Origin of the sequence: Marisediminitalea alba, from assembly GCF_002993365.1 — a bacterium.
In the GTDB taxonomy this organism is placed as follows: Bacteria; Pseudomonadota; Gammaproteobacteria; order Enterobacterales; family Alteromonadaceae; genus Alteromonas; species Alteromonas alba.
On sequence record NZ_PVNP01000182.1, the window covers coordinates 1 to 18,522 of the forward strand.

Here is an 18,522-nt window from a genome sequence, read left to right on the forward strand (position 1 = left end):
AACTGCTGATAAACCTTTTCAAGATAGACCTGTGCACCGATCTGAATGTCCGTATCCGGCCATAGCCGCTGACATTCTTCTAACGCTTTACCGATGAGTTGGTGCCCGTACTTTTTACCTCTGGTGTGCCCCGCGACAGCGACCCGGCCAATACTCACCTGCGGAAAGCTGACGCCGGGCGGTAATAGTCTGGCGTAAGCCACCAGCTCGCTATTACTGGTACCCAACAGGTGATAAACCCCATTGATACGGTCTTTGTCGTCGAGTTCCGGGTAGGGGCAGTTTTGTTCCACAACAAATACGTCGGTGCGTAATTTGAGTAATTCGTAGAGCTGGTCGGTAGTGAGCCCAGAGAAGGGTAACAAGCACCAGTTAAGCATAAAGACCTCCGCGATAATGCTGGCAGAGATGATTGCCGATCCCCCGGGTCATTGCAATGCGTTACGATGAATAAAGCGATTAATCCGCACTGTTTCAACAGGAAAAACCACACAATTATTTAACATTTAAACGGTAGGAAAACTAAACTTATTAATAATTCGTAATTTATTAATTAAGATCAATAAACAACCACCTAATCACAAGGTGCTGTTTTATATAAATTTATACTCTTTTTCGCCATTTAAAGCCAACCATACCCCGGGAATAATTCGTTAATGGTATGTTGACTGTAGTATTATCATACAATAGTATCAACACCCCAAGAATAACAATGATAAAGAATTTAGATTTCGACCTGATTGAAGTCGATACCTTACAACGCGCCAGGATTTTCACAATTGGACGACATACCTGTGAACTGCGCATTCACATATATTTGGAGATAATACATGTTTAAACGTGCTCAACTTGCCAGCGCCGTTTTATTCGCACTTTCCGCACAGCCTCTGTATGCCCAGGACACCGACAGCATGCCCAGCGAGGACGAGGTTGAAGTTATTGATGTACGTGGGGTAAAGGCCAGCCTTAATTCCGCGCAAAACATGAAAATGAACGCTTCGAACATTTCTGACCTTATTGTTGCTCAGGATATCGGTAAGTTACCGGATAACAGCGTAGCCGCAGCACTGCAACGGGTAACCGGTATTCAGGTAGCACGTACAAACGGCGAAGTTGCCCAGGTATTGATTCGTGGATTACCCGATGTCGTTACTACCATGAGCGGCCGTAATATCTTCACAACCACAGGTCGCTCTATTTCACTGGCCGATATTCCGGCTGACCTGGTTTACTCCGTTGATGTGAAAAAATCCATCAGCGCGGCAGATATCGAAGGCGGTATCGCCGGTAGTATCGACATTCAGTTACGTCGTCCGTTTGATTTCGACGATGGCTTTTCAGCCGCGGGTAACCTGCGCTATGAATACAGCGATGAAGCTGAATCATGGAACCCGGTAGGTAGTATTACCATTAATAATAACTGGGAAAACAGCAACGGCCGCTTTGGTGCTATGCTCAGCGTTTCTCACCAGGACCGCGACTTCCAGGACCAGGTAAACTTTGTTACTGCGCCGTTTATCCTGCCAGACAGCGTGGTGAACAACCCGAATTCTGCGCCGCTTAATGTAGCCGGCGCGCCGGCAATGGCGCCAAACGTGATTGGTGGCTACTTCCGCTACGGCGACCGTACGCGTGATTCATTCAATGCCAGCTTCCAGTGGGAGCCAAATAGCAACAGTTCATATTACCTGGACGTGTTCGGTGTTAATTACGAGCAAAACAGCCAGTTGAACTTCTGGGTACCGCTGCCAAGCTGGGGTGGCTGGGGCCAGGGCTACGTAGAGTCATATAAAGAAGGCTCTAACGTTGCGCAGTCCGTAGTTCGTCCGGATGCACCAGGCACTATCACCAGTAACCAGTCGTTCTTCAACGAATCTGACACCTACCAGTTTGCCCTGGGCGGTAAATGGTACTTCGATAATGTTACCGTTGAATCAGACCTGGCTTACACCGATACCGAAGCGAATAACCGTGGCTTTATTCTGGATTTAGCGTTCTTTGCTGACACTATTATCTATGACTTCGACAAGAACGGCGCAGGTATCTCCGACGTTCAGATCCTTAACAGCGACGGTCAGCCTTATGACATGACCGACCTTAGCCAATATTACCTGTGGACCAACTTCGATTCACGTGGTCACCAGGAAGGTGATGCTATCGACTGGACGCTCGATGCCAACATTGCGCTGGACTCCTGGATCCACTCTGTAGACGTAGGCGTGCGGGTTAATAACCGCTCTGCTTTCAACCAGGAAGCCGATACCGCGGGCCGTGGTAATATCTCTGGCCGCGATATTCCATTAACCGAATTCCCGGGCCTGGAGGACTACTCACCCAGCGGTTACATGAGTGACGTAACTAACCTCAACAATACCCAGTGGTTAACGCCAAATGCAGGCTACCTGTTGAGCAACCGTGCCGACATCCGTGAAGCCATGGGTTACTCGCGTGCCGAGCCAGACTTCCTGCCAGCACGTTATTACGATAACACCGAGAAAAACTACGCCATCTACGCGCAGGCTAACTTCAGCAATGAGTTTGGCGATATGCTGCTTGATGGCCAGGCGGGTTTCCGTGTAGTGCGTCTTGAATCTGAGCTGAACGGTAATAGCATTACCGACGGTGTAGTAGAGCCGATTACGGTTGATACGAGCGCTACCGAAGTACTGCCAGCGGTGAACCTGCGTTTACAGGTTACCGATGAAGTCTTCCTGCGTGCGGCTTATGGTAAAACCATTAAGCGCCCTAACTTTGCCGACCTGAATCCAAGCGCGTCTTACTTCCTGCCTACCGAAACCGGTTCAATTGGTTACGGTAACGGCGGTAACCCCGAGCTGAGCGCGGTTGAGTCACAAAACTACGATTTAGCAGCAGAATGGTACTTTGGAGAAGCCAGCTCGTTAACCGGTACCTTGTTCTACCGTGATATCGACGGTTATGTGAAGTACGTAGCCAACGAAGAAATCGTTGATGGCCGTGACTTCTCTATTACCCGCCCGGTTAACTCCGGCGCCGGTTCACTGGAAGGGGTTGAACTTGCCTATACTCAGTTCTTTGAAAACCTGCCAGCAGTACTGGACGGTTTGGGTGTTCAGTTAAATGCTACCTTCATGGACCACGAGGCAGAGAATGCGGAAGGTGTGATGGAACCATTACCAAACGTGTCTGATGAGTCTTACAACGCCATTTTGATGTATGAGCGTGAAGGTCTGAACGTTCGCTTAGCCTACAACTGGCGTAGTGAATGGTATGGTAGCTTTAACGAAGTAGGCGACCAGCCAGGTAGTTCAGTGGTTCACGATCCAATCAGCTCTCTGGACTTCTCAATTAACTACGACGTAAACGAGAACCTGACAGTCAGCTTCGACGGTACCAACCTTACTGACGATGTGGCAAACGACTATTTTGGTGGTGACTCATCTGAAGATGCCCGTTTGTACCCGCGTGATACCTATATCCGCGACCGTACATTTGCATTGGGTATTCGCTACAGAATGTAGTCAGTTCGCTTTGCAATCCCCCCTTTAAAACCCCGCTGACGCGGGGTTTTCTTTTTTAATAGCACGGAAAATTCCGCCTCTTCAATTCAAAAAACAGCGGCTTGGGCTGTCATAGTACGAAAGTATTGTGGCTCAGCGCTTAAAAATCCGGTTGACTGACACAAAATGGCGCACGTCCACAAGACCATTTAAAAAATAACAAGAAGTAGTTGCTATGCAGTTAACCATAAAAAATAAACTCCGCGCGTTAGCAATTCTACCGGTCCTGTTTCTTAGTATTTTTCTACTCTTTTTAAATAACTATGAAGCGGAATCACTGGTTGAATCGCAACTGCAAGAAACCCGCGAGCAACTACTGGAAGTTAAACACCAGGAACTCAGGCACTACATCGACCTGGCCCTCTCATCGGTAAGCGACCTAACGACAGATCCCGCCAACCGTGCAGAGGGGCTGGCTCGTTTGCGCCAACAGCAATTTGGCGACAACGGCTACTTTTTTGGCTACGACAGTCAGGGCATACGACACCTGCTGGGTAGCAGTGACAACGGCCTGGGAGAGAACTTCTGGGATCTTCAGGATAAAAAATCTCAGTACATTGTGCGCGACCTGGTCGCCACCGGTAAACAAACCAATGGTGGCTATTACGTTTATTATTTCCCGCGTCTGGGCGAGAGTACACCGCTGCCCAAACTGTCCTATGTTCGCTACATTCCGGCCTGGGATCTGGTCATTGGTGCCGGTTTTTACATTGATGATATCGATAATTACATCAGTACCTTAAGGGAAGAAGCCAGCGAAGCTCGTCAGGACACTTTCATTCTGACTCTGGTGATTACGGTAGTGATTTTACTGATTGCGGTTGGCACGTCGTTTTTAATTTCCCGAGGGATCCTGCAGCGTCTGCTATCGTTGAGTAATTCATTTCACGAACTCACGCAGGGCGATGGCGATCTGACTCAGCGTGTTAACGACGGTGGTAACGACGAAGTCAGCGGGCTGGCGCGTAACTTTAACGGCTTTGCTTCACGCATCCATCAGTTAATCAGCCAGGTAGCGTCACAGAGCGAATCCGCGTATCAGTCGACCACTGCCATCAGCAGCGATACCAAACACGCCGGTGCACAACTGCGTAAAGGCCAGCAAAGCAGCCACACGGTATCGGGCTTTGTTGGCGATTTGGTGGTCTCAGCCAGAGAAATTGCAACCAATGCTACGCAAACCGCTAATGCGGCGAGCCAGGTGAAAAGCCACTGTGATGAAGCCAATCGCTCTATCGATGAAACCGTACAGGTGATGAGTGGCCTTGAGTCTGAAATTTCCATATCTGCCGAGCAAATCGCCACGCTACAAAAAGACGTAGTGGAAATAGGTAAAGTACTGGCGGTGATTAATGGGATTGCCGACCAAACCAACCTGCTGGCCTTAAATGCGGCGATTGAAGCGGCCCGCGCCGGCGAACAGGGCAGGGGCTTTGCGGTGGTAGCCGACGAAGTACGCGAACTGGCACAACGCACCCAGGGCAGCACCGAAGTAATAAGTCACACCATCACTCGCCTTGAGCAATCGGCAGCTAATGCGGTAGAAACCATGACTGTAAGCAGCGCCAAAAGTGTTCAGGCCAGTCAGGTAACCCAACAATCACAACAAGCACTTAGCCAGGTGAATACCGCACTGGCAACCATTAACGCGATGAGTGATTCAACTGCAGCTGAAACAGAGAGTCAGGTAGCTTTGGGCGATCAGTTGCAACATCACGTTCGAGATCTGGTTACTACGCTTCAAGACATTGTAGAACGTTCTGAGGTGAGTCAGCAGACGGCTGATAAGCTGGCCGGCCAGATGCAGTCATTGCGCCACCTCATGGCACAGTTTGTTATTTAGTTGCTTGGTTAAATTGCGGCAAAAAGGTGATTTTGCCAGGCACGATCTCCATGTTTAACGGCACATTACCAAGCCATGCCAGACCACCTTTTGTCGTATCAATCTGATAAACCGGATGCGTAGCCAGGTAACTGTTAAATAACCCCATATAACGGTCTGCCAGCGGAGTCAGGTTACCCTTAAAACCCGCCGCATCTATCTCACTGCGGGTCAGTGTCAGCGAGCGCACATACAGGGCTTTTTCCTGCTGGTTGTAATACGGCTCACCTTCCAGCCCCAGTTTGACCTTAGCCGGGTAACGCAACCCAAACACTGACACACTGGCAATGGCGTCTGCCCGCAGCGCAACCACTGAACGATTATCCTGCCCTACTATCACCTCCAGCGATGACACACTAAGCATAACTGGTATGCCCGCTACTGAGGTTTTCTGGCTTAGCTGGTCGAGGTGCTCTAACAAACCTTGCTCAATGTCATGCTCAGTGACTGTATAGGAGGCAATGGAAGAAAGAGTGCTACAGGCGCAGATAAGGCCAAGCAGCATAGCAAGAATAAAGCTTCTTAATAACATGCAGGGTACCGGATGAGTTTCAACCCGGTTAATCCTACACCAAAACAACTAAACAAAGCGCTTTTTATGGTTTAAGGCCCACACGCTGGTGGGCCTTTTCCTTCTATATGTCAATTCACCGGACTACAGGGTAAATAACACCTTTACCGAATCATTAACCGCTGCCGCATCGACAAAACCAATGGCATCGGCTGAGCCACTCACCGTACTGAGTACCTCAGCATCGCTGCCCAGCTCTTTTGGCGGCCGGCCACCACCAGTAAATGCAAGTTTGGCCCAGTAAGCTTTATATTGCGACGCGTTTCGCGATAGCACTTTGTCTATAAACTCTTCCGCCACAGCCCCTTTTTGCATAAAAGGGGTGAGCGATTTGTCTTTACCCAGGAAAATCTGCGCCACTTTACTTTGGTCTGGCATCTCAGCGCTTGAGGAATTAACCACCACAGCAACATCAGCAACCACGCTGGTCGATATTGTCATCATGGCGGTTACCAGTACCAGTGTTAATTTATTAAGCATTAATCGTTGTTTCATCACCACGACTCCTTAAAAGACTGTGACTAAAGCAGTCTGGATTACACCCTGATTACCCGCACCTTCAAAATCCACATTGGTGTATTCAACTTTGAGAGCAACAGATGGATGAAAATCCCACCTTACGCCAACGGAATAAAAAGGCCGGGTGTAAGTATTGTTGTCGATTACAGTCTGAGTTGCACCTATCAGGGCATCGAGCTCGGCACTCGCGCCGAGAGGTACCTGCTTAAAGCTTTCGTCATAAGCTTCCACCTTATCCTCGCCAACGGTTGCGTGAATCTGTGCAGAACCAAACCGTTTACCCACTGAGACCATCCATGGCGTGTAATCGCCGATCAAACCGTTATCCAGTGATGACGGAATATACTCAGCCACAAAAAGCCAGTCCTGATTATCAAAAATCACGCCGACCTCAAGACCACTGTAATCATCCTCATTGACATCAAGATCACTACCTACCTGCGGGAAAGGGGTGGCGGACCAGGCATCAACCAGCGGTCCAAGGCCAAGTTCACCGGTGATCTCAAATTGGGTATAGCTGCTGCGAAATGTCCACCAGCCATAATTTACGCTCGCCACTGCACTGATAATGTTATTGATCTCATAGGAGTTAGCGCCGGCTTCAAAGTCCTCCTGACCGTAATACAACCGCAAGTCCAGATTCGCATCACCAACAGTGAAATTATGGATTGAGGCGATACCATCGATAGAGTCAAAAGGGGCTTTGTAGACTTCAGAAGGCGGTGAAATCCAGTGATAAGCATAAGACACATCCAGATAATCGGAGTACAGGTAGAGCGGAATACGCTGCCTTCCGGCCTGAATACGCCAATTCGAGTCAAGCTCATAAGACAGGTAAGCCCAGGTGAATTCAGGCTCCCAGTCATCACTTCCTCGCGCTCTGACCTGAACCGTTGCAGTTAATCCGTCAGTGAGATCCGAATAAGCCTGAAGGGCAAAAAATGAGCCTTGCTTAAATTCAATGTCGTCGGTGTAGCCACGAACTGTTACCTCATCGTCAGTCGCTATTCCGCCGACAACACTACCAAATCCACTGAAATTAATTTCGGCATTCGCGCTGTGCGTTACACCAAGAAGTGAAACGGCTACAGCTATCAGTTGTTTTTTCATAGTATTTTCCAGGTAAATGAATAACCAGCCATCTCACGATGGCAGACCAATTTATCAAGTCCCGTTATCCCCGGGCTTTTAAATCAAACTGTTACGTGATGAATGTCAGACCCTGAACTGGCGGGCGATATTTTCCAGATTCTTGGCCAGACCAGCCAGTTCGGTGCTTGCAGAAGCAAGTCGATCGGAATTCTGCGAGGTTTCATCCGTGCGGGCATATATCTCGTCCACAAACCCAACGATTTGCCGTGCAACCGCCTGCTGATCATCCGTCGAACTGGCAATCTGGCCATTCATGGCGCTGATTCGGTTGATCGTTTCGGCAATAACAACCAGGCTGTCACCGGCTTTATTAGCTTCCGCAACACTCCCCTCAGCCTGAGACGTACCGCTGGACATCACGGAAACAGCCTGATGGGCAGCGGTTTGTAAACGTTCGATAGTTTGTTGAATTTGTTCTGTTGATTGTTGAGTTCTTGAGGCCAGAGTGCGCACTTCATCGGCCACCACAGCAAAGCCGCGGCCCTGCTCACCGGCCCGGGCGGCTTCGATGGCTGCATTGAGTGCCAGTAAGTTGGTTTGCTCGGCAATGCCTTTGATAACATCGAGCACCACACCCACCTGATTAGAGTCATTTTCGAGCTTTCTGATTACTTCAGCTGTTTCTTCCACATTCTGAGCTAAAGCCTGAATATTGGTGACCGTACTGTTGACCACTTGTTGACCGTTGCTAGAGGCAGATGAAGCCTCATCTGCGGCCCTGGCAGCTTCTGCGGCACTCTCGGCCACCGCAATCACCGAGTGATTCATGTTATCAACAGCCTGCTTAGCATGGACGGCAGCGCCCTGTTGCTGACTAATATTCTGATTAGTTGTATCGGTTAGCTGATTCAGGTTTTGAGCAAGATCAGACAGGGGCAGGGTGGTATCAACAATGTCTTTTACCACGCGCTGGAGTTTTTCCATAAAGCGGTTGAAGTATTTCACCAAATCGCCCACTTCATCCTGCGCGTTAGTCTGAATACGAATGGTCAGATCGCCGTCTTCCTCAGCGATGTCACGCAAAGATTTAACCACCCGGGTTAAATTACCGGTAATGGTTTTGGTAACCGGGATGGCCGTACCAAATAATACCAGGGTGGTTAACACCCCCATCAGAAGCCCCAGCCAAAACAGGAAATCCTGAGCACTGTTGTATTGCTCAAAAGCCTTTTCAAAAGTTTGCTGCCGGCTACTTTTAAATCCATTGAGCTGATTTATCGCCTCGTCGTAGCGGCTATTCATGGTTTCGAGCTGGTCACCGAGGGTGGCAAAGTCCGCAGTGTTGTCCAGAATGGAACTGGTCAGCGATAAAGCCATGTCGCTGTAGGCATTAAAGGTATTAAGAATCGTATTAATGTCGCCGGATAATTCCGGTGCAATCCGGCTTATGGAGGTCAGATCGGCTCTCACCACGTCCGCTTTCTGCCTGGCTGTATCCACACCCTCTGTGTCACCAGTGGTCACCGATGAAGCAAGTATGTCGCGGACCTTTTCCATGTTAGTTAACGCTGAGGTACTTAATTGCAGCGCAGGAAAGTCAATGTTTTGGGCGGTCTCAAGCTCGCTGGCATTTTGTGCAGAAACAACACTGTTGATAATCACAAAAATTGCAAAACTGAGGGTACCAATGATCGGGATAAGGAGAATTTTTTGCCCGACAGTCAGCCTCAAAAGTAAGTTCATCAACGCCATAGCTCCAGAGAATTGAATACAACAAGACGGCCAAAATCGCCGCGCCTATATCATGAAAGTAGTCGACGCCCCCTTATTTGCAAGTAAACAGCACGACGTTTATATTGAAAACAGCGTCTTATGTGCTCAAAGAGGTCATCATCGGGAGCAAAACCACAACAAGGGAGACATTATGCGTTGGTTAATTTGTTTAATAGGGCTTCTATGCCATTCAGCTTTAGCCACAGAGAAAGAAGTTGTTGATAATGTAATCAGTAACTTACATAAGTTTGCTGCGCAAGCAAACTATGCCAGTTATTTTGCGCAGTATGATGAGGAAGCCATATTTATTGGTACCGATGCGTCTGAAACCTGGACGCTGGAAGAATTTAAGAACTATGCGAAACCGGTTTTTGATCGGGGGTCTGGCTGGACGTATAAATCCAGGGAGCGTCATATTTACTTTTCGCCCAACAAAGATGTCGCCTGGTTTGATGAACTGCTGGATAATGCTTCACTGGGATTGACCCGGGGGACTGGCGTACTGGTTAAAACCGAGGCAGGCTGGAAAGTTACTCAGTATCACTTAACCATCCCAATTCCCAATGACATTGCCGACAGCGTGGCCGATCAGATCAAAGCTTATAACGGGATGCACTAAGCAAGACCCGCTGGTAAGGCGGGTCAGATTATGCGTGTCTAGTTGGTAATAGGCTGGATAGACAGTTCAACACGGCGGTTCTGCTGACGATTCTCGGCAGAGGTATTTGGCACTTTAGGCTGATACTCGCCCATGCCCACGGTGGTGATCCGCTGGGCGTTTACACTGTATGACATCAGCAGATTTTTCACCGCGTTAGCACGGCGCTCAGAAAGCACCTGGTTATACTCTTCGGCACCGGTATCATCGGTATGCCCCTTGATCATCAGCACGGTTTTTTCGTATTCGTTCAGTACCAGGGCCACGTCTTCCAGCACCGGGTTGAAGTTTGGACTGATAGCCGATGAATTGGTCGCAAAAGTAATATCGCCGGGCATAATCAGATGTAAGGTATCACCTTCACGCACTACGTCCACACCGGTGTCTGCGAGTTCTTCGCGCAGCGCTTCTTCCTGTTTATCCATGTAGTTACCAATAGCACCGCCCGCAATGGCACCTACTACCGCGCCCCAGGCGTAACGGCTTTTATCGTTATCGCCGGTGGCTTTACCTAATAGTGCACCAGCCACCGCACCAATAGCGGCTCCTCGTTGGGTGTTGTTGCTGTTAGCACAACCGGTTAAAGAAATAGCAGCAGAAACGGCACACACTAAAAATAGCTTTTTCATAATTTCCTCAGATAACTTACGCATACAATGTGACGGGAGCAAATCCTGTTCCAACAATAGCTTTGGATTAATGAACGTCAGATGAATCCGCCGCTCAGGTATTGATATCAGGGAGTTGCAGAGGTTTAAAAACGAATGGAGAAGAGGTAATACGGCAGTCATTTCAGCGCCTGCTCAATGCAATAATTGCAATGTTTACACATTCGGCTGTTTCTAAATTGCAACACCGGTTTTTACACCATGATTGACTCTTTAAAGAAGCGATTAATATCAATATTGTATTGCGCCGGGGTGACAGCCTTTACAATATTGATTTGTAAATCTTTACTGAGATCGATGTCTTTGGGCGTTATGTAGTGCCCGCCGCTAATGGAATAGAAAGTTTTAACTACCGGTCGCAGAGGCTGCTGCTCATTTTGATGCATAACCATCGCCACCCGTTGATTGGATAACTCAACCAGTGACCCCAGTGGATAGATGCCCATGCATTTAATAAATTGCTGCAATAAGGTGGCATCCAACTTGGTTTCACTGTCTTTCATCAGGATCTGCAGGGCTTTCTGACTCGGCATTCCGGCTTTGTAACAGCGATCGGCCGTTAGTGCATCGTACATGTCTGTGATGGCCAGTATACGACCGTTGTAAGAAATATCCTCGCCACTCAGACGATTGGGGTATCCCTGGCCGTCGAGTCGCTCGTGGTGCTCACTGACCACTTTTATCAGGCCGGTATCTATTTTCATGGCAGACAAGAACTCAACCCCATACTCAACGTGTTTTTTCATCACGTCCATTTCATCTTCTGTTAACCGACCGGGTTTATGCAGAATTTCATCAGGGATTTTGATTTTGCCCAGATCGTGAAGCAGCCCGCTGTAGGCTGCCGCTTCGATCTCCGGCTGAGACATTCCCAGGGAACGGGCAAAATGAGCCGATAAAATGCCAACGTTCAGGGAGTGTTCGAGTAAGTAGGTGTCTTTCTCGCGGATCCGGGAAAGTAATAACAACGCATCCGGGTTTCTATCCAGCGAGCCCACCAGCGCCCGGGCAAATTCTGCCGGCACAAAGTCGTCAAAGGGGGTGCCTTCCTGGACGGCATCATACAGGCTCTTCTGCAGGACAATTCCCTGCTGATACAAGCTTTCCGCCTTAACCAGTTCCGCGGCAAGCGGCACTCGGGTATCCAGCTCAGGTTGCTTTTGTTCGCTTGCTTTTGGTTTTGCGGTGTGGGAGGACAGGTCGGTATCAATAATTAACCGCTTGATGCCTTTGCGTTTTAACTGGTCAATAATAGCCTGACTGGTTACCCGGCCGCGGGTTTTAATCTGCACCGTACCGGCTTTTTGTTCAGCAATCTGCAGCACGTACATGCCGACTTCCAGCTGTTCAATTCCAATTGTTAACGATGCCATAAAAACCTTGCTCAGAGAGAAGACATTAAAATGCTAATTGATGCAGTAGCACATCCAGCCCCGGCTCCCAGCCATACAGCTTGAGATTTACCCGATTATTCTGCACCAGAACCTGCTCCTCTGCCAATAGCTCACATTGAGTATCAGCTTGTGACGTACCTGCCCGAAAAGCAATCTGGCCATTACTGCGTAATACGCGGTGCCAGGGTAGTGTAAGTGAGGCGGGTACATTGCGCAAACAATACCCCACATAGCGGGCACGCCCTGGTAGTCCTGCCAAATCAGCTATTTTACCGTACGACGCCACACACCCCTCAGGAATAAGACCTACCGTGTGCCAAATTCGCTCCGCTGGGGTAAGCTTACCGTAATCTCTACCAGTCGACGCTTTTATAGTCATGCGCAAAAGATGCCCTAAATGTAGTTACCCGGTTCAAACCTGCCTTTGCCATGCAGTGCACCCAATTACCAATTATACCGAAGTAATCATCATGCAACATCCTAAAGAGTCAGTACACGCTAAGAATACGGTCAGACTGCTTAGCCTGGCACTGTCAAACATCACCGTTGTGACAGGCAAACTGGCGGGCGATTTTACTGAGCTTGAGCAGTACCTGGCGGCTAATCCGGCACCAACTGCGGTGTTTTATCCTGCTGAACATAGTACCGAGTTACTAACCGGAGCTGAAAATGCTTCTGCTCGTATCAAACGGGCGATCTTTATTGATGCCAGTTGGAAGCAGGCCTTCGGTATCTGGCAGAGCAATGCCTGGTTAAACCGCTATCCGTTTTATAAATTACCACTGCACCAGAGAGGTCAGTATTCAATTCGAAATTCAGACCTGGACTATAGCTTTTCGACGTTAGAGGCCGTGGCCTATACCCTGGAGTCTGTCGAACAGCTCGACCCGGCACCACTGCTAAGTTTGCTCAATACCTTTACCAGCCAATGGCAGCGTTTTCTCCCGCGGCGGTATTAATGCCGATCAATCAATCTTTCTTCTGCATTGGCATATAGCCGCGGTGTTCTTCCACCATCGACAACCAACGGCGGATAGCCGGATACTCGTTAAGCATGATACCGGCCTCATGAGACACATGGGTATAGGCGTACAGCGATATATCAGCCAGGGTCATTTCATCGCCAATCAGGAAAACCGTTTGCATTAGCTGCTGCTCCATTACCGCTAAGGCTCTATGGCCGGCCTGTTGCTTTAGCTCATATTCTTGCTGGCGCTCAGCAGGAAGACCAAGGTATATGTTTATAAAGCGCGCTACCGCAATGGCAGGCTCATGCGTATATTGTTCAAAGAACTGCCACTGTAGCATTTTAGCCAGTTCAAATTCGGTGGAGGGGATAAATGCGCTACCGGCGGCCAGATAATTCAGAATAGCATTTGACTCGCTCAGGCATCGGCCATCACTGAGTTCGAGTAATGGGATCTTGCCGACCGGATTAAGCTGTTTAAACGCATCGGTTTGCGTTTCACCGTTTAAGATATCTACTTCTTTCCATTCGCACTGCTTACCTAATAACCCTAACAGCAACTGGATTTTGTAACAGTTGCCCGAGCGGCTGTCACCGTACACTTTCATTTTACTAACTTCCCTAAATTAACCACCACATAAGCACCAAAAAACAGCAAGGTAGACCGGTCGACATAATAAATACTTTGGTATTTACGGGCCCATCTTTTGGCCAGCAACGATGTTGTCTTAAGGCTTCAAGTTGCTGATTAAGTTTATACAGCTTTTCTCCCGAAAACGCTCCGGGATTATCTTTGCCGTTCATAATCAGACTGGCAAGCTGCCCTTCTATTTGCTGAATACTCTGGTTGCGATGCCTACGCATCAGAAAAACTGTTTTGAATACTGGTAGAAACAGCAGAACGATCATAAATGCCGTCGTCGCTGACAGAATTAAACCATCTATGAGCGGCACCGATTTACCAATCCAGAATACAGGTATCAACAGCAACATAAACAGCGAAAATATCACATTGCTGACACCCAGGTCACAAATGGGCTTGCAGTAGCAAAAGTGCTGGTGGATATTCGTCAGCACCAAGCGCTTATAAAGATAATGCGTGAATGACGCTGATTGGATAAGGAACAAAAACAGGAAAAACCAGAAAGGCACGGCGATAACATTAAGCAGCAGTACTGAGAATGGCTGATTAAAGGCCAGAAGATCTTCGCTGATCAGATACACCAGGGTAATTGCGATAGACAGCGTTGCAGCTAGAATAACATGGCGTATCAGCTTTTTTTCCAACGTTTTCATGTGCTGGCGGTATTGCGACAGTTGATTGGTCTGAACCAGAAAATCGGCAATCCGTTTACCGGACCGTCGGTGCAATATCCGTAATGCCAGCCATAAATAACCGATGATCAGCGGCATACCCAGCGCCGCGTTGAAATCACGCTGGGAGCGTTCGTCTGTTATGCTGCGGTAATCCAACGACCCGGTCAGGTAACATAAAGTAAAACAGGCTAAGACAAACAGAAGCGGCAACATCCAGACATGCAGCACTGCGTTTTTGTTATTTTTCATCTGCCTTCTAACTAAATAATGTATTGCGTTGCAAAGTCAATGCGACGCAATACATTACCTTATGCAGCACTGTGATGGTAGCTTTTATGAAAGCGTTTACTTATCGCTCCACACTGCAAACTCGTTACCGCTCGGCTCGGTAAAATGAAAGCGTCTGCCACCGGGAAAATCGAATATCGGTTTTATAATAGTGCCGCCATTAGCCTCTATACGCTGCTGAGTTGTGGCTAAGTCCGGGCTGTAAAATACCAGTAATGCCGCACCATTAGCAGTGACGGAAGCAAGTTCCGACTGATACAACCCGCCTACGATGCCTTTGTCATGAAACTCCACATAAGCCGGGCCGTAATCAGTGAAGGTCCAGTTAAATACCGCCGCAAAGAATGCTTTAGTAGCGGGCAAATCCCGGCAGGGCAGTTCCACGTAATTAATCAGGGTGTCTTTGCTCATGGTTTCTCTCCGGTAGCCGCTGCAAAGACTTCTGCGCCAGTCATATTGGTGGTTTGCTCGGCAAAGTGATAATAGTGCGGTTTACTGTCGATAAAAATCTGATGAGACAGCACCATGTCCTGCTGCTGGGCAAACAACCCAACGGGCACATAGTGGGCGTGACCGTCTTTTAGTTTATAAAAGAGGTGAGTGCCGCATTGCTGGCAGAAAACCCGCTCAGCCCACTCTGAGGAATCGTAATGGCCAACATTGTTGCCAGTTAGGCTAACCTGCTCAGACTCGATGGCTAAAAAAGGGCCTCCCGACCACTTTCGGCAGGTATTACAATGACAAGCGCCTATTTCCATAGACTTAGGTACAACGGTTAAGCTGGTGTCGCCGCACAGGCAACGGGTGGTTAATGGCTCGGGGTTACTCATTTAATCATCTCCTTGTTGAATGAGTTTTACTCTCGGTACGTTATTCAACACCACTCAACACCTGGCTTTTGCCATGATGACAACCTTTGAATAATCTTAAAATACACTGCCAACTGTATACTTATACAGTTATTATTTCAATTCAGGTTTTACATTTATTCCAGGTATAAAAAAACCCGGACAATGCCCGGGCTTTTAGATAATGCTTATAACGATTTACTTGCGCAGTTTTTGAATCAATCGTAACTGGGCAATTGCTTCGGCTAGCTCTAATGCAGCTTCGGCGTAATCAAAATCAGCACCTGGATTGGCGATGTGCTCTTCGGCACGTCGTTTAGCTTCTTCAGCAGCTTGTTCATCCAAGTCTTCTGCTCTTACTGCCGTATCGGCCAGAACAGTTACACTGCCAGGTTGTACTTCAAGTACACCACCAGCAACATAAATAACTTCTTCTTCACCGTGCTGTTTAACCAAACGCACCATGCCAGGCTTAATTGCAGTGATCAGAGGCGCGTGGCCAGGGTAGATACCCAGTTCACCTTCGCTTCCTGTCACCTGCATTGTTTCAACGAGACCAGAAAAGATAGACTTCTCTGCGCTTACTACATCCAGATGAACTGTCATTGCCATAATAACCTCCTGATAGGTACGTAAAGCCTTGCCTGAATAAGACCGGCTGCTTAGCAGAGCCGGTCGGTTTCAAACAGGCTTATTTTTTGGCTTTTTCCAGCGCTTCGTCGATAGAACCAACCATGTAGAAGGCTTGCTCTGGCAGATCATCATAATCACCGGCCAGGATGCCTTTAAATCCACTGATGGTATCTTTCAGAGAAACGTATTTACCTGGAGAACCAGTGAATACTTCTGCTACGAAGAATGGCTGAGACAGGAAACGCTGAATTTTACGAGCGCGTGTTACAACCAGTTTGTCTTCGTCAGACAGTTCGTCCATACCCAGAATCGCAATGATGTCTTTCAGCTCTTTATAACGCTGCAGAACGGTTTGAACGCCACGAGCTACTTCGTAGTGTTCCTGACCGATTACCAGTGGATCCAGCTGACGTGAAGTTGAATCCAGTGGGTCTACCGCAGGGTAGATACCTAAAGACGCGATATCACGCGACAGTACTACCGTTGCATCCAAGTGAGCAAAGGTGGTAGCTGGTGACGGGTCAGTCAAGTCATCGGCTGGTACGTATACCGCCTGGATAGACGTGATTGAACCAGTCTTGGTAGAGGCGATACGCTCCTGCAGAACACCCATCTCTTCAGCCAGTGTAGGCTGATAACCTACCGCTGAAGGCATACGGCCTAACAGTGCTGATACCTCGGTACCGGCCAGTGTATAACGGTAGATGTTATCTACGAAGAACAGTACGTCGCGACCTTCGTCACGGAACTTCTCTGCCATCGTCAGACCCGTCAGAGCAACACGTAAACGGTTACCTGGTGGTTCATTCATCTGACCGTATACCAGTGATACTTTGTCCAGAACGTTTGAATCGTTCATTTCGTGATAGAAGTCGTTACCCTCACGAGTACGCTCACCAACACCGGCGAATACTGAGTAGCCGCTGTGCTCGATAGCGATGTTACGGATAAGTTCCATCATGTTTACGGTTTTACCTACACCCGCACCACCGAACAGACCAACTTTACCACCCTTAGCGAATGGGCAAACCAGGTCGATTACCTTGATACCGGTTTCAAGCAGTTCAACCGCGCTTGATTGTTCTTCGTAGCTAGGCGCTGCACGGTGAATAGACATACGCTCTTCTTCACCAATTGGGCCTGCTTCGTCGATTGGGTTACCCAGTACGTCCATGATACGACCCAGCGTTTTAACACCTACTGGTACGTTAATTGGCGCACCAGAGTTTTCAACTACCAGACCACGACGCAGACCGTCAGTAGAACCCAGAGCGATACCACGAACGACACCGCCACCTAATTGTTGTTGCACTTCCAGGGTTAACCCAGACAAGTCACCTTCGGTAACTTTAAGCGCGTCATATACCTTTGGAACCGCATCCTGTGGAAACTCAATGTCCACAACGGCGCCAATGACTTGGACGACCTTACCTTGACTCATAATTTGTCCTCATTAACTTTTATAAACCTTTGCCTACACCGCTGCGGCACCGCCAACAATCTCACTGATTTCTTGTGTGATTGCGGCCTGACGCGCTTTGTTGTATACCAATTGAAGATCATCGATCAGGTTGCCTGCGTTATCGGTTGCGGCTTTCATTGCAACCATTCTGGCAGCTTGCTCCGACGCGGCATTTTCAACTACGCCCTGATATACCTGAGATTCAATGTAACGAACCATTAATGCTTCCAAAATAGGTTTTGGATCCGGCTCGTAAATGTAATCCCAGCGATGTTTTAACGTTTCGTCTTCTGACTTTGGCAAAGGCAGTAACTGATTGCTCACAGGCTGCTGTGTCATTGTGTTCACGAAGTCATTGTAAACCAGGAATACTTTATCCAGCTTACCTTCGTCGAATGCTTTAAGCATTACGCGAACAACACCCACAATATCGCTTACCGTAGGCGCATCCCCTAAACCAGACTCTGCAGCAAGTACGTTGCCGCCGGACCGGTTGAAGAATGCACAGGCTTTTGAACCCAGCGCAGCAAAATCGACCTCTACGTCCTTAGCACGCCACTCTTTAACCTGTTGCGATACTAATTTGAACTCGTTGGTGTTCAAGCCACCACACAAGCCACGATCCGTAGAAATAACGATATAACCAACGCGCTTGACTTCACGCTCTTCCAGATAAGGATGACGATATTCAAGGTTACCGTTAGCAATGTGACCAATCACTTTAAGCATGCTTTGTGCGTATGGACGTCCATGAGACATACGTTCCTGCGCCTTTTTCATTTTAGACGCAGCCACCATTTCCATCGCACTGGTAATCTTCTGAGTATTCTTGATACTCCCAATCTTACCTTTTATCTCTTTACCGCTGGCCATGACTATCTCTCCGATTACTCAACGTTGTGCTGGTGGTT

General features: G+C 48.3%; 19 protein-coding genes. 4 read left to right on the forward strand and 15 right to left on the reverse strand.

Annotation, left to right across the window (positions count from 1 at the left end):
• On the reverse strand, positions 1–380 hold a 380-nt coding region (locus tag C6Y40_RS15870), incomplete at its 3' end, for a GNAT family N-acetyltransferase (RefSeq protein WP_105934098.1).
• A gap of 450 nt (positions 381–830) precedes the next feature.
• On the opposite strand from C6Y40_RS15870, the gene C6Y40_RS15875 reads away from it, so the two are divergent.
• Together C6Y40_RS15875 and C6Y40_RS15880 are read left to right on the forward strand one after the other, a co-directional pair.
• Complete coding sequence (locus tag C6Y40_RS15875) at positions 831–3,500, forward strand: TonB-dependent receptor (protein ID WP_105935409.1); 2,670 nt, start codon at positions 831–833, stop codon at positions 3,498–3,500.
• A 214-nt stretch (positions 3,501–3,714) separates the two neighbouring features.
• Positions 3,715–5,382, forward strand: a complete 1,668-nt coding sequence (locus C6Y40_RS15880; protein ID WP_105935410.1) for a methyl-accepting chemotaxis protein — start codon at positions 3,715–3,717, stop codon at positions 5,380–5,382.
• On the opposite strand, the gene C6Y40_RS15885 is transcribed toward C6Y40_RS15880, so the two are convergent.
• The 4 genes from C6Y40_RS15885 to C6Y40_RS15900 form a co-directional block, all read right to left on the reverse strand.
• Entirely contained in the window at positions 5,375–5,953 is a 579-nt protein-coding gene (locus C6Y40_RS15885; protein ID WP_105935411.1) for a YceB family lipoprotein, read from the reverse strand. The genes C6Y40_RS15880 and C6Y40_RS15885 overlap by 8 nt on opposite strands.
• A 123-nt stretch (positions 5,954–6,076) precedes the next feature.
• The gene (locus C6Y40_RS15890) at positions 6,077–6,487 is read right to left on the reverse strand and encodes a phosphate ABC transporter substrate-binding protein (RefSeq protein WP_240621983.1); all 411 of its coding nucleotides are present in this window, start codon (positions 6,485–6,487) and stop codon (positions 6,077–6,079) included.
• Positions 6,488–6,499: 12 nt separating this feature from the next.
• Positions 6,500–7,621 carry a porin family protein gene (locus C6Y40_RS15895; protein WP_105935412.1) on the reverse strand — a complete coding sequence of 374 codons (1,122 nt, stop codon included), beginning with the start codon at positions 7,619–7,621 and terminating at the stop codon, positions 6,500–6,502.
• Positions 7,622–7,726: 105 nt separating this feature from the next.
• On the reverse strand, positions 7,727–9,346 hold the full coding sequence (locus tag C6Y40_RS15900; protein ID WP_105935467.1) for a methyl-accepting chemotaxis protein: 1,620 nt from the start codon (positions 9,344–9,346) through the stop codon (positions 7,727–7,729).
• Between the two features lie 181 nt (positions 9,347–9,527).
• Between C6Y40_RS15900 and C6Y40_RS15905 the strand changes: the two genes are divergently transcribed.
• Positions 9,528–9,995, forward strand: coding sequence for a nuclear transport factor 2 family protein (locus C6Y40_RS15905; protein WP_105935413.1), 468 nt, complete (start codon positions 9,528–9,530; stop codon positions 9,993–9,995).
• Positions 9,996–10,033: 38 nt separating this feature from the next.
• Here the strand turns inward: C6Y40_RS15905 and C6Y40_RS15910 are convergent, their stop codons facing one another.
• The 3 genes from C6Y40_RS15910 to C6Y40_RS15920 form a co-directional block, all read right to left on the reverse strand.
• Positions 10,034–10,663: a YiaD family glycine zipper/OmpA-like lipoprotein gene (locus C6Y40_RS15910; protein ID WP_105935468.1), complete on the reverse strand. Its 630-nt coding sequence runs from the start codon at positions 10,661–10,663 to the stop codon at positions 10,034–10,036.
• Positions 10,664–10,896: 233 nt separating this feature from the next.
• The gene (locus C6Y40_RS15915; RefSeq protein ID WP_105935414.1) at positions 10,897–12,075 is read right to left on the reverse strand and encodes a cyclic di-GMP phosphodiesterase; all 1,179 of its coding nucleotides are present in this window, start codon (positions 12,073–12,075) and stop codon (positions 10,897–10,899) included.
• 25 nt (positions 12,076–12,100) lie between these two features.
• Complete coding sequence (locus C6Y40_RS15920) at positions 12,101–12,475, reverse strand: MGMT family protein (RefSeq protein ID WP_105935415.1); 375 nt, start codon at positions 12,473–12,475, stop codon at positions 12,101–12,103.
• Between C6Y40_RS15920 and C6Y40_RS15925 the strand changes: the two genes are divergently transcribed.
• Complete coding sequence (locus C6Y40_RS15925) at positions 12,474–13,055, forward strand: tRNA-uridine aminocarboxypropyltransferase (protein WP_105935416.1); 582 nt, start codon at positions 12,474–12,476, stop codon at positions 13,053–13,055. The genes C6Y40_RS15920 and C6Y40_RS15925 overlap by 2 nt on opposite strands.
• Before the next feature lie 10 nt (positions 13,056–13,065).
• Here C6Y40_RS15925 and C6Y40_RS15930 read toward each other — a convergent pair whose 3' ends face one another.
• The 7 genes from C6Y40_RS15930 to atpG form a co-directional block, all read right to left on the reverse strand.
• Positions 13,066–13,671 (reverse strand): glutathione S-transferase family protein, encoded by a 606-nt coding sequence (locus C6Y40_RS15930; RefSeq protein ID WP_105935417.1) that lies wholly within the window; start codon positions 13,669–13,671, stop codon positions 13,066–13,068.
• Between the two features lie 13 nt (positions 13,672–13,684).
• Positions 13,685–14,629 (reverse strand): hypothetical protein, encoded by a 945-nt coding sequence (locus C6Y40_RS15935; RefSeq protein WP_105935418.1) that lies wholly within the window; start codon positions 14,627–14,629, stop codon positions 13,685–13,687.
• 96 nt (positions 14,630–14,725) lie between these two features.
• Positions 14,726–15,079 (reverse strand): VOC family protein, encoded by a 354-nt coding sequence (locus tag C6Y40_RS15940; RefSeq protein ID WP_105935419.1) that lies wholly within the window; start codon positions 15,077–15,079, stop codon positions 14,726–14,728.
• On the reverse strand, positions 15,076–15,498 hold the full coding sequence (locus C6Y40_RS15945) for a GFA family protein (protein ID WP_105935420.1): 423 nt from the start codon (positions 15,496–15,498) through the stop codon (positions 15,076–15,078). The genes C6Y40_RS15940 and C6Y40_RS15945 overlap by 4 nt, the downstream gene beginning before the upstream one ends.
• Positions 15,499–15,714: 216 nt before the next feature.
• On the reverse strand, positions 15,715–16,128 hold the full coding sequence (locus tag C6Y40_RS15950) for a F0F1 ATP synthase subunit epsilon (RefSeq protein ID WP_105935421.1): 414 nt from the start codon (positions 16,126–16,128) through the stop codon (positions 15,715–15,717).
• Between the two features lie 79 nt (positions 16,129–16,207).
• The gene (gene atpD / locus C6Y40_RS15955) at positions 16,208–17,590 is read right to left on the reverse strand and encodes a F0F1 ATP synthase subunit beta (RefSeq protein ID WP_105935422.1); all 1,383 of its coding nucleotides are present in this window, start codon (positions 17,588–17,590) and stop codon (positions 16,208–16,210) included.
• A gap of 33 nt (positions 17,591–17,623) precedes the next feature.
• Positions 17,624–18,484 (reverse strand): F0F1 ATP synthase subunit gamma, encoded by an 861-nt coding sequence (gene atpG, locus C6Y40_RS15960; RefSeq protein WP_105935423.1) that lies wholly within the window; start codon positions 18,482–18,484, stop codon positions 17,624–17,626.
• Between the last annotated feature and the right edge of the window lie 38 nt (positions 18,485–18,522).

Coding starts and splice junctions, on each gene's coding strand:
- C6Y40_RS15945 (WP_105935420.1), bottom strand. CDS start 15,498: ATGAGTAACCCCGAGCCATTAACCACCCGTTGCCTGTGCGGCGACACC.
- C6Y40_RS15925 (WP_105935416.1), top strand. CDS start 12,474: ATGCGCAAAAGATGCCCTAAATGTAGTTACCCGGTTCAAACCTGCCTT.
- C6Y40_RS15905 (WP_105935413.1), top strand. CDS start 9,528: ATGCGTTGGTTAATTTGTTTAATAGGGCTTCTATGCCATTCAGCTTTA.
- C6Y40_RS15950 (WP_105935421.1), bottom strand. CDS start 16,128: ATGGCAATGACAGTTCATCTGGATGTAGTAAGCGCAGAGAAGTCTATC.
- C6Y40_RS15920 (WP_105935415.1), bottom strand. CDS start 12,475: ATGACTATAAAAGCGTCGACTGGTAGAGATTACGGTAAGCTTACCCCA.
- C6Y40_RS15930 (WP_105935417.1), bottom strand. CDS start 13,671: ATGAAAGTGTACGGTGACAGCCGCTCGGGCAACTGTTACAAAATCCAG.
- atpG (WP_105935423.1), bottom strand. CDS start 18,484: ATGGCCAGCGGTAAAGAGATAAAAGGTAAGATTGGGAGTATCAAGAAT.
- C6Y40_RS15885 (WP_105935411.1), bottom strand. CDS start 5,953: ATGTTATTAAGAAGCTTTATTCTTGCTATGCTGCTTGGCCTTATCTGC.
- C6Y40_RS15890 (WP_240621983.1), bottom strand. CDS start 6,487: ATGAAACAACGATTAATGCTTAATAAATTAACACTGGTACTGGTAACC.
- C6Y40_RS15900 (WP_105935467.1), bottom strand. CDS start 9,346: ATGAACTTACTTTTGAGGCTGACTGTCGGGCAAAAAATTCTCCTTATC.
- C6Y40_RS15910 (WP_105935468.1), bottom strand. CDS start 10,663: ATGAAAAAGCTATTTTTAGTGTGTGCCGTTTCTGCTGCTATTTCTTTA.
- C6Y40_RS15875 (WP_105935409.1), top strand. CDS start 831: ATGTTTAAACGTGCTCAACTTGCCAGCGCCGTTTTATTCGCACTTTCC.
- C6Y40_RS15935 (WP_105935418.1), bottom strand. CDS start 14,629: ATGAAAAATAACAAAAACGCAGTGCTGCATGTCTGGATGTTGCCGCTT.
- C6Y40_RS15940 (WP_105935419.1), bottom strand. CDS start 15,079: ATGAGCAAAGACACCCTGATTAATTACGTGGAACTGCCCTGCCGGGAT.
- atpD (WP_105935422.1), bottom strand. CDS start 17,590: ATGAGTCAAGGTAAGGTCGTCCAAGTCATTGGCGCCGTTGTGGACATT.
- C6Y40_RS15915 (WP_105935414.1), bottom strand. CDS start 12,075: ATGGCATCGTTAACAATTGGAATTGAACAGCTGGAAGTCGGCATGTAC.
- C6Y40_RS15895 (WP_105935412.1), bottom strand. CDS start 7,621: ATGAAAAAACAACTGATAGCTGTAGCCGTTTCACTTCTTGGTGTAACG.
- C6Y40_RS15880 (WP_105935410.1), top strand. CDS start 3,715: ATGCAGTTAACCATAAAAAATAAACTCCGCGCGTTAGCAATTCTACCG.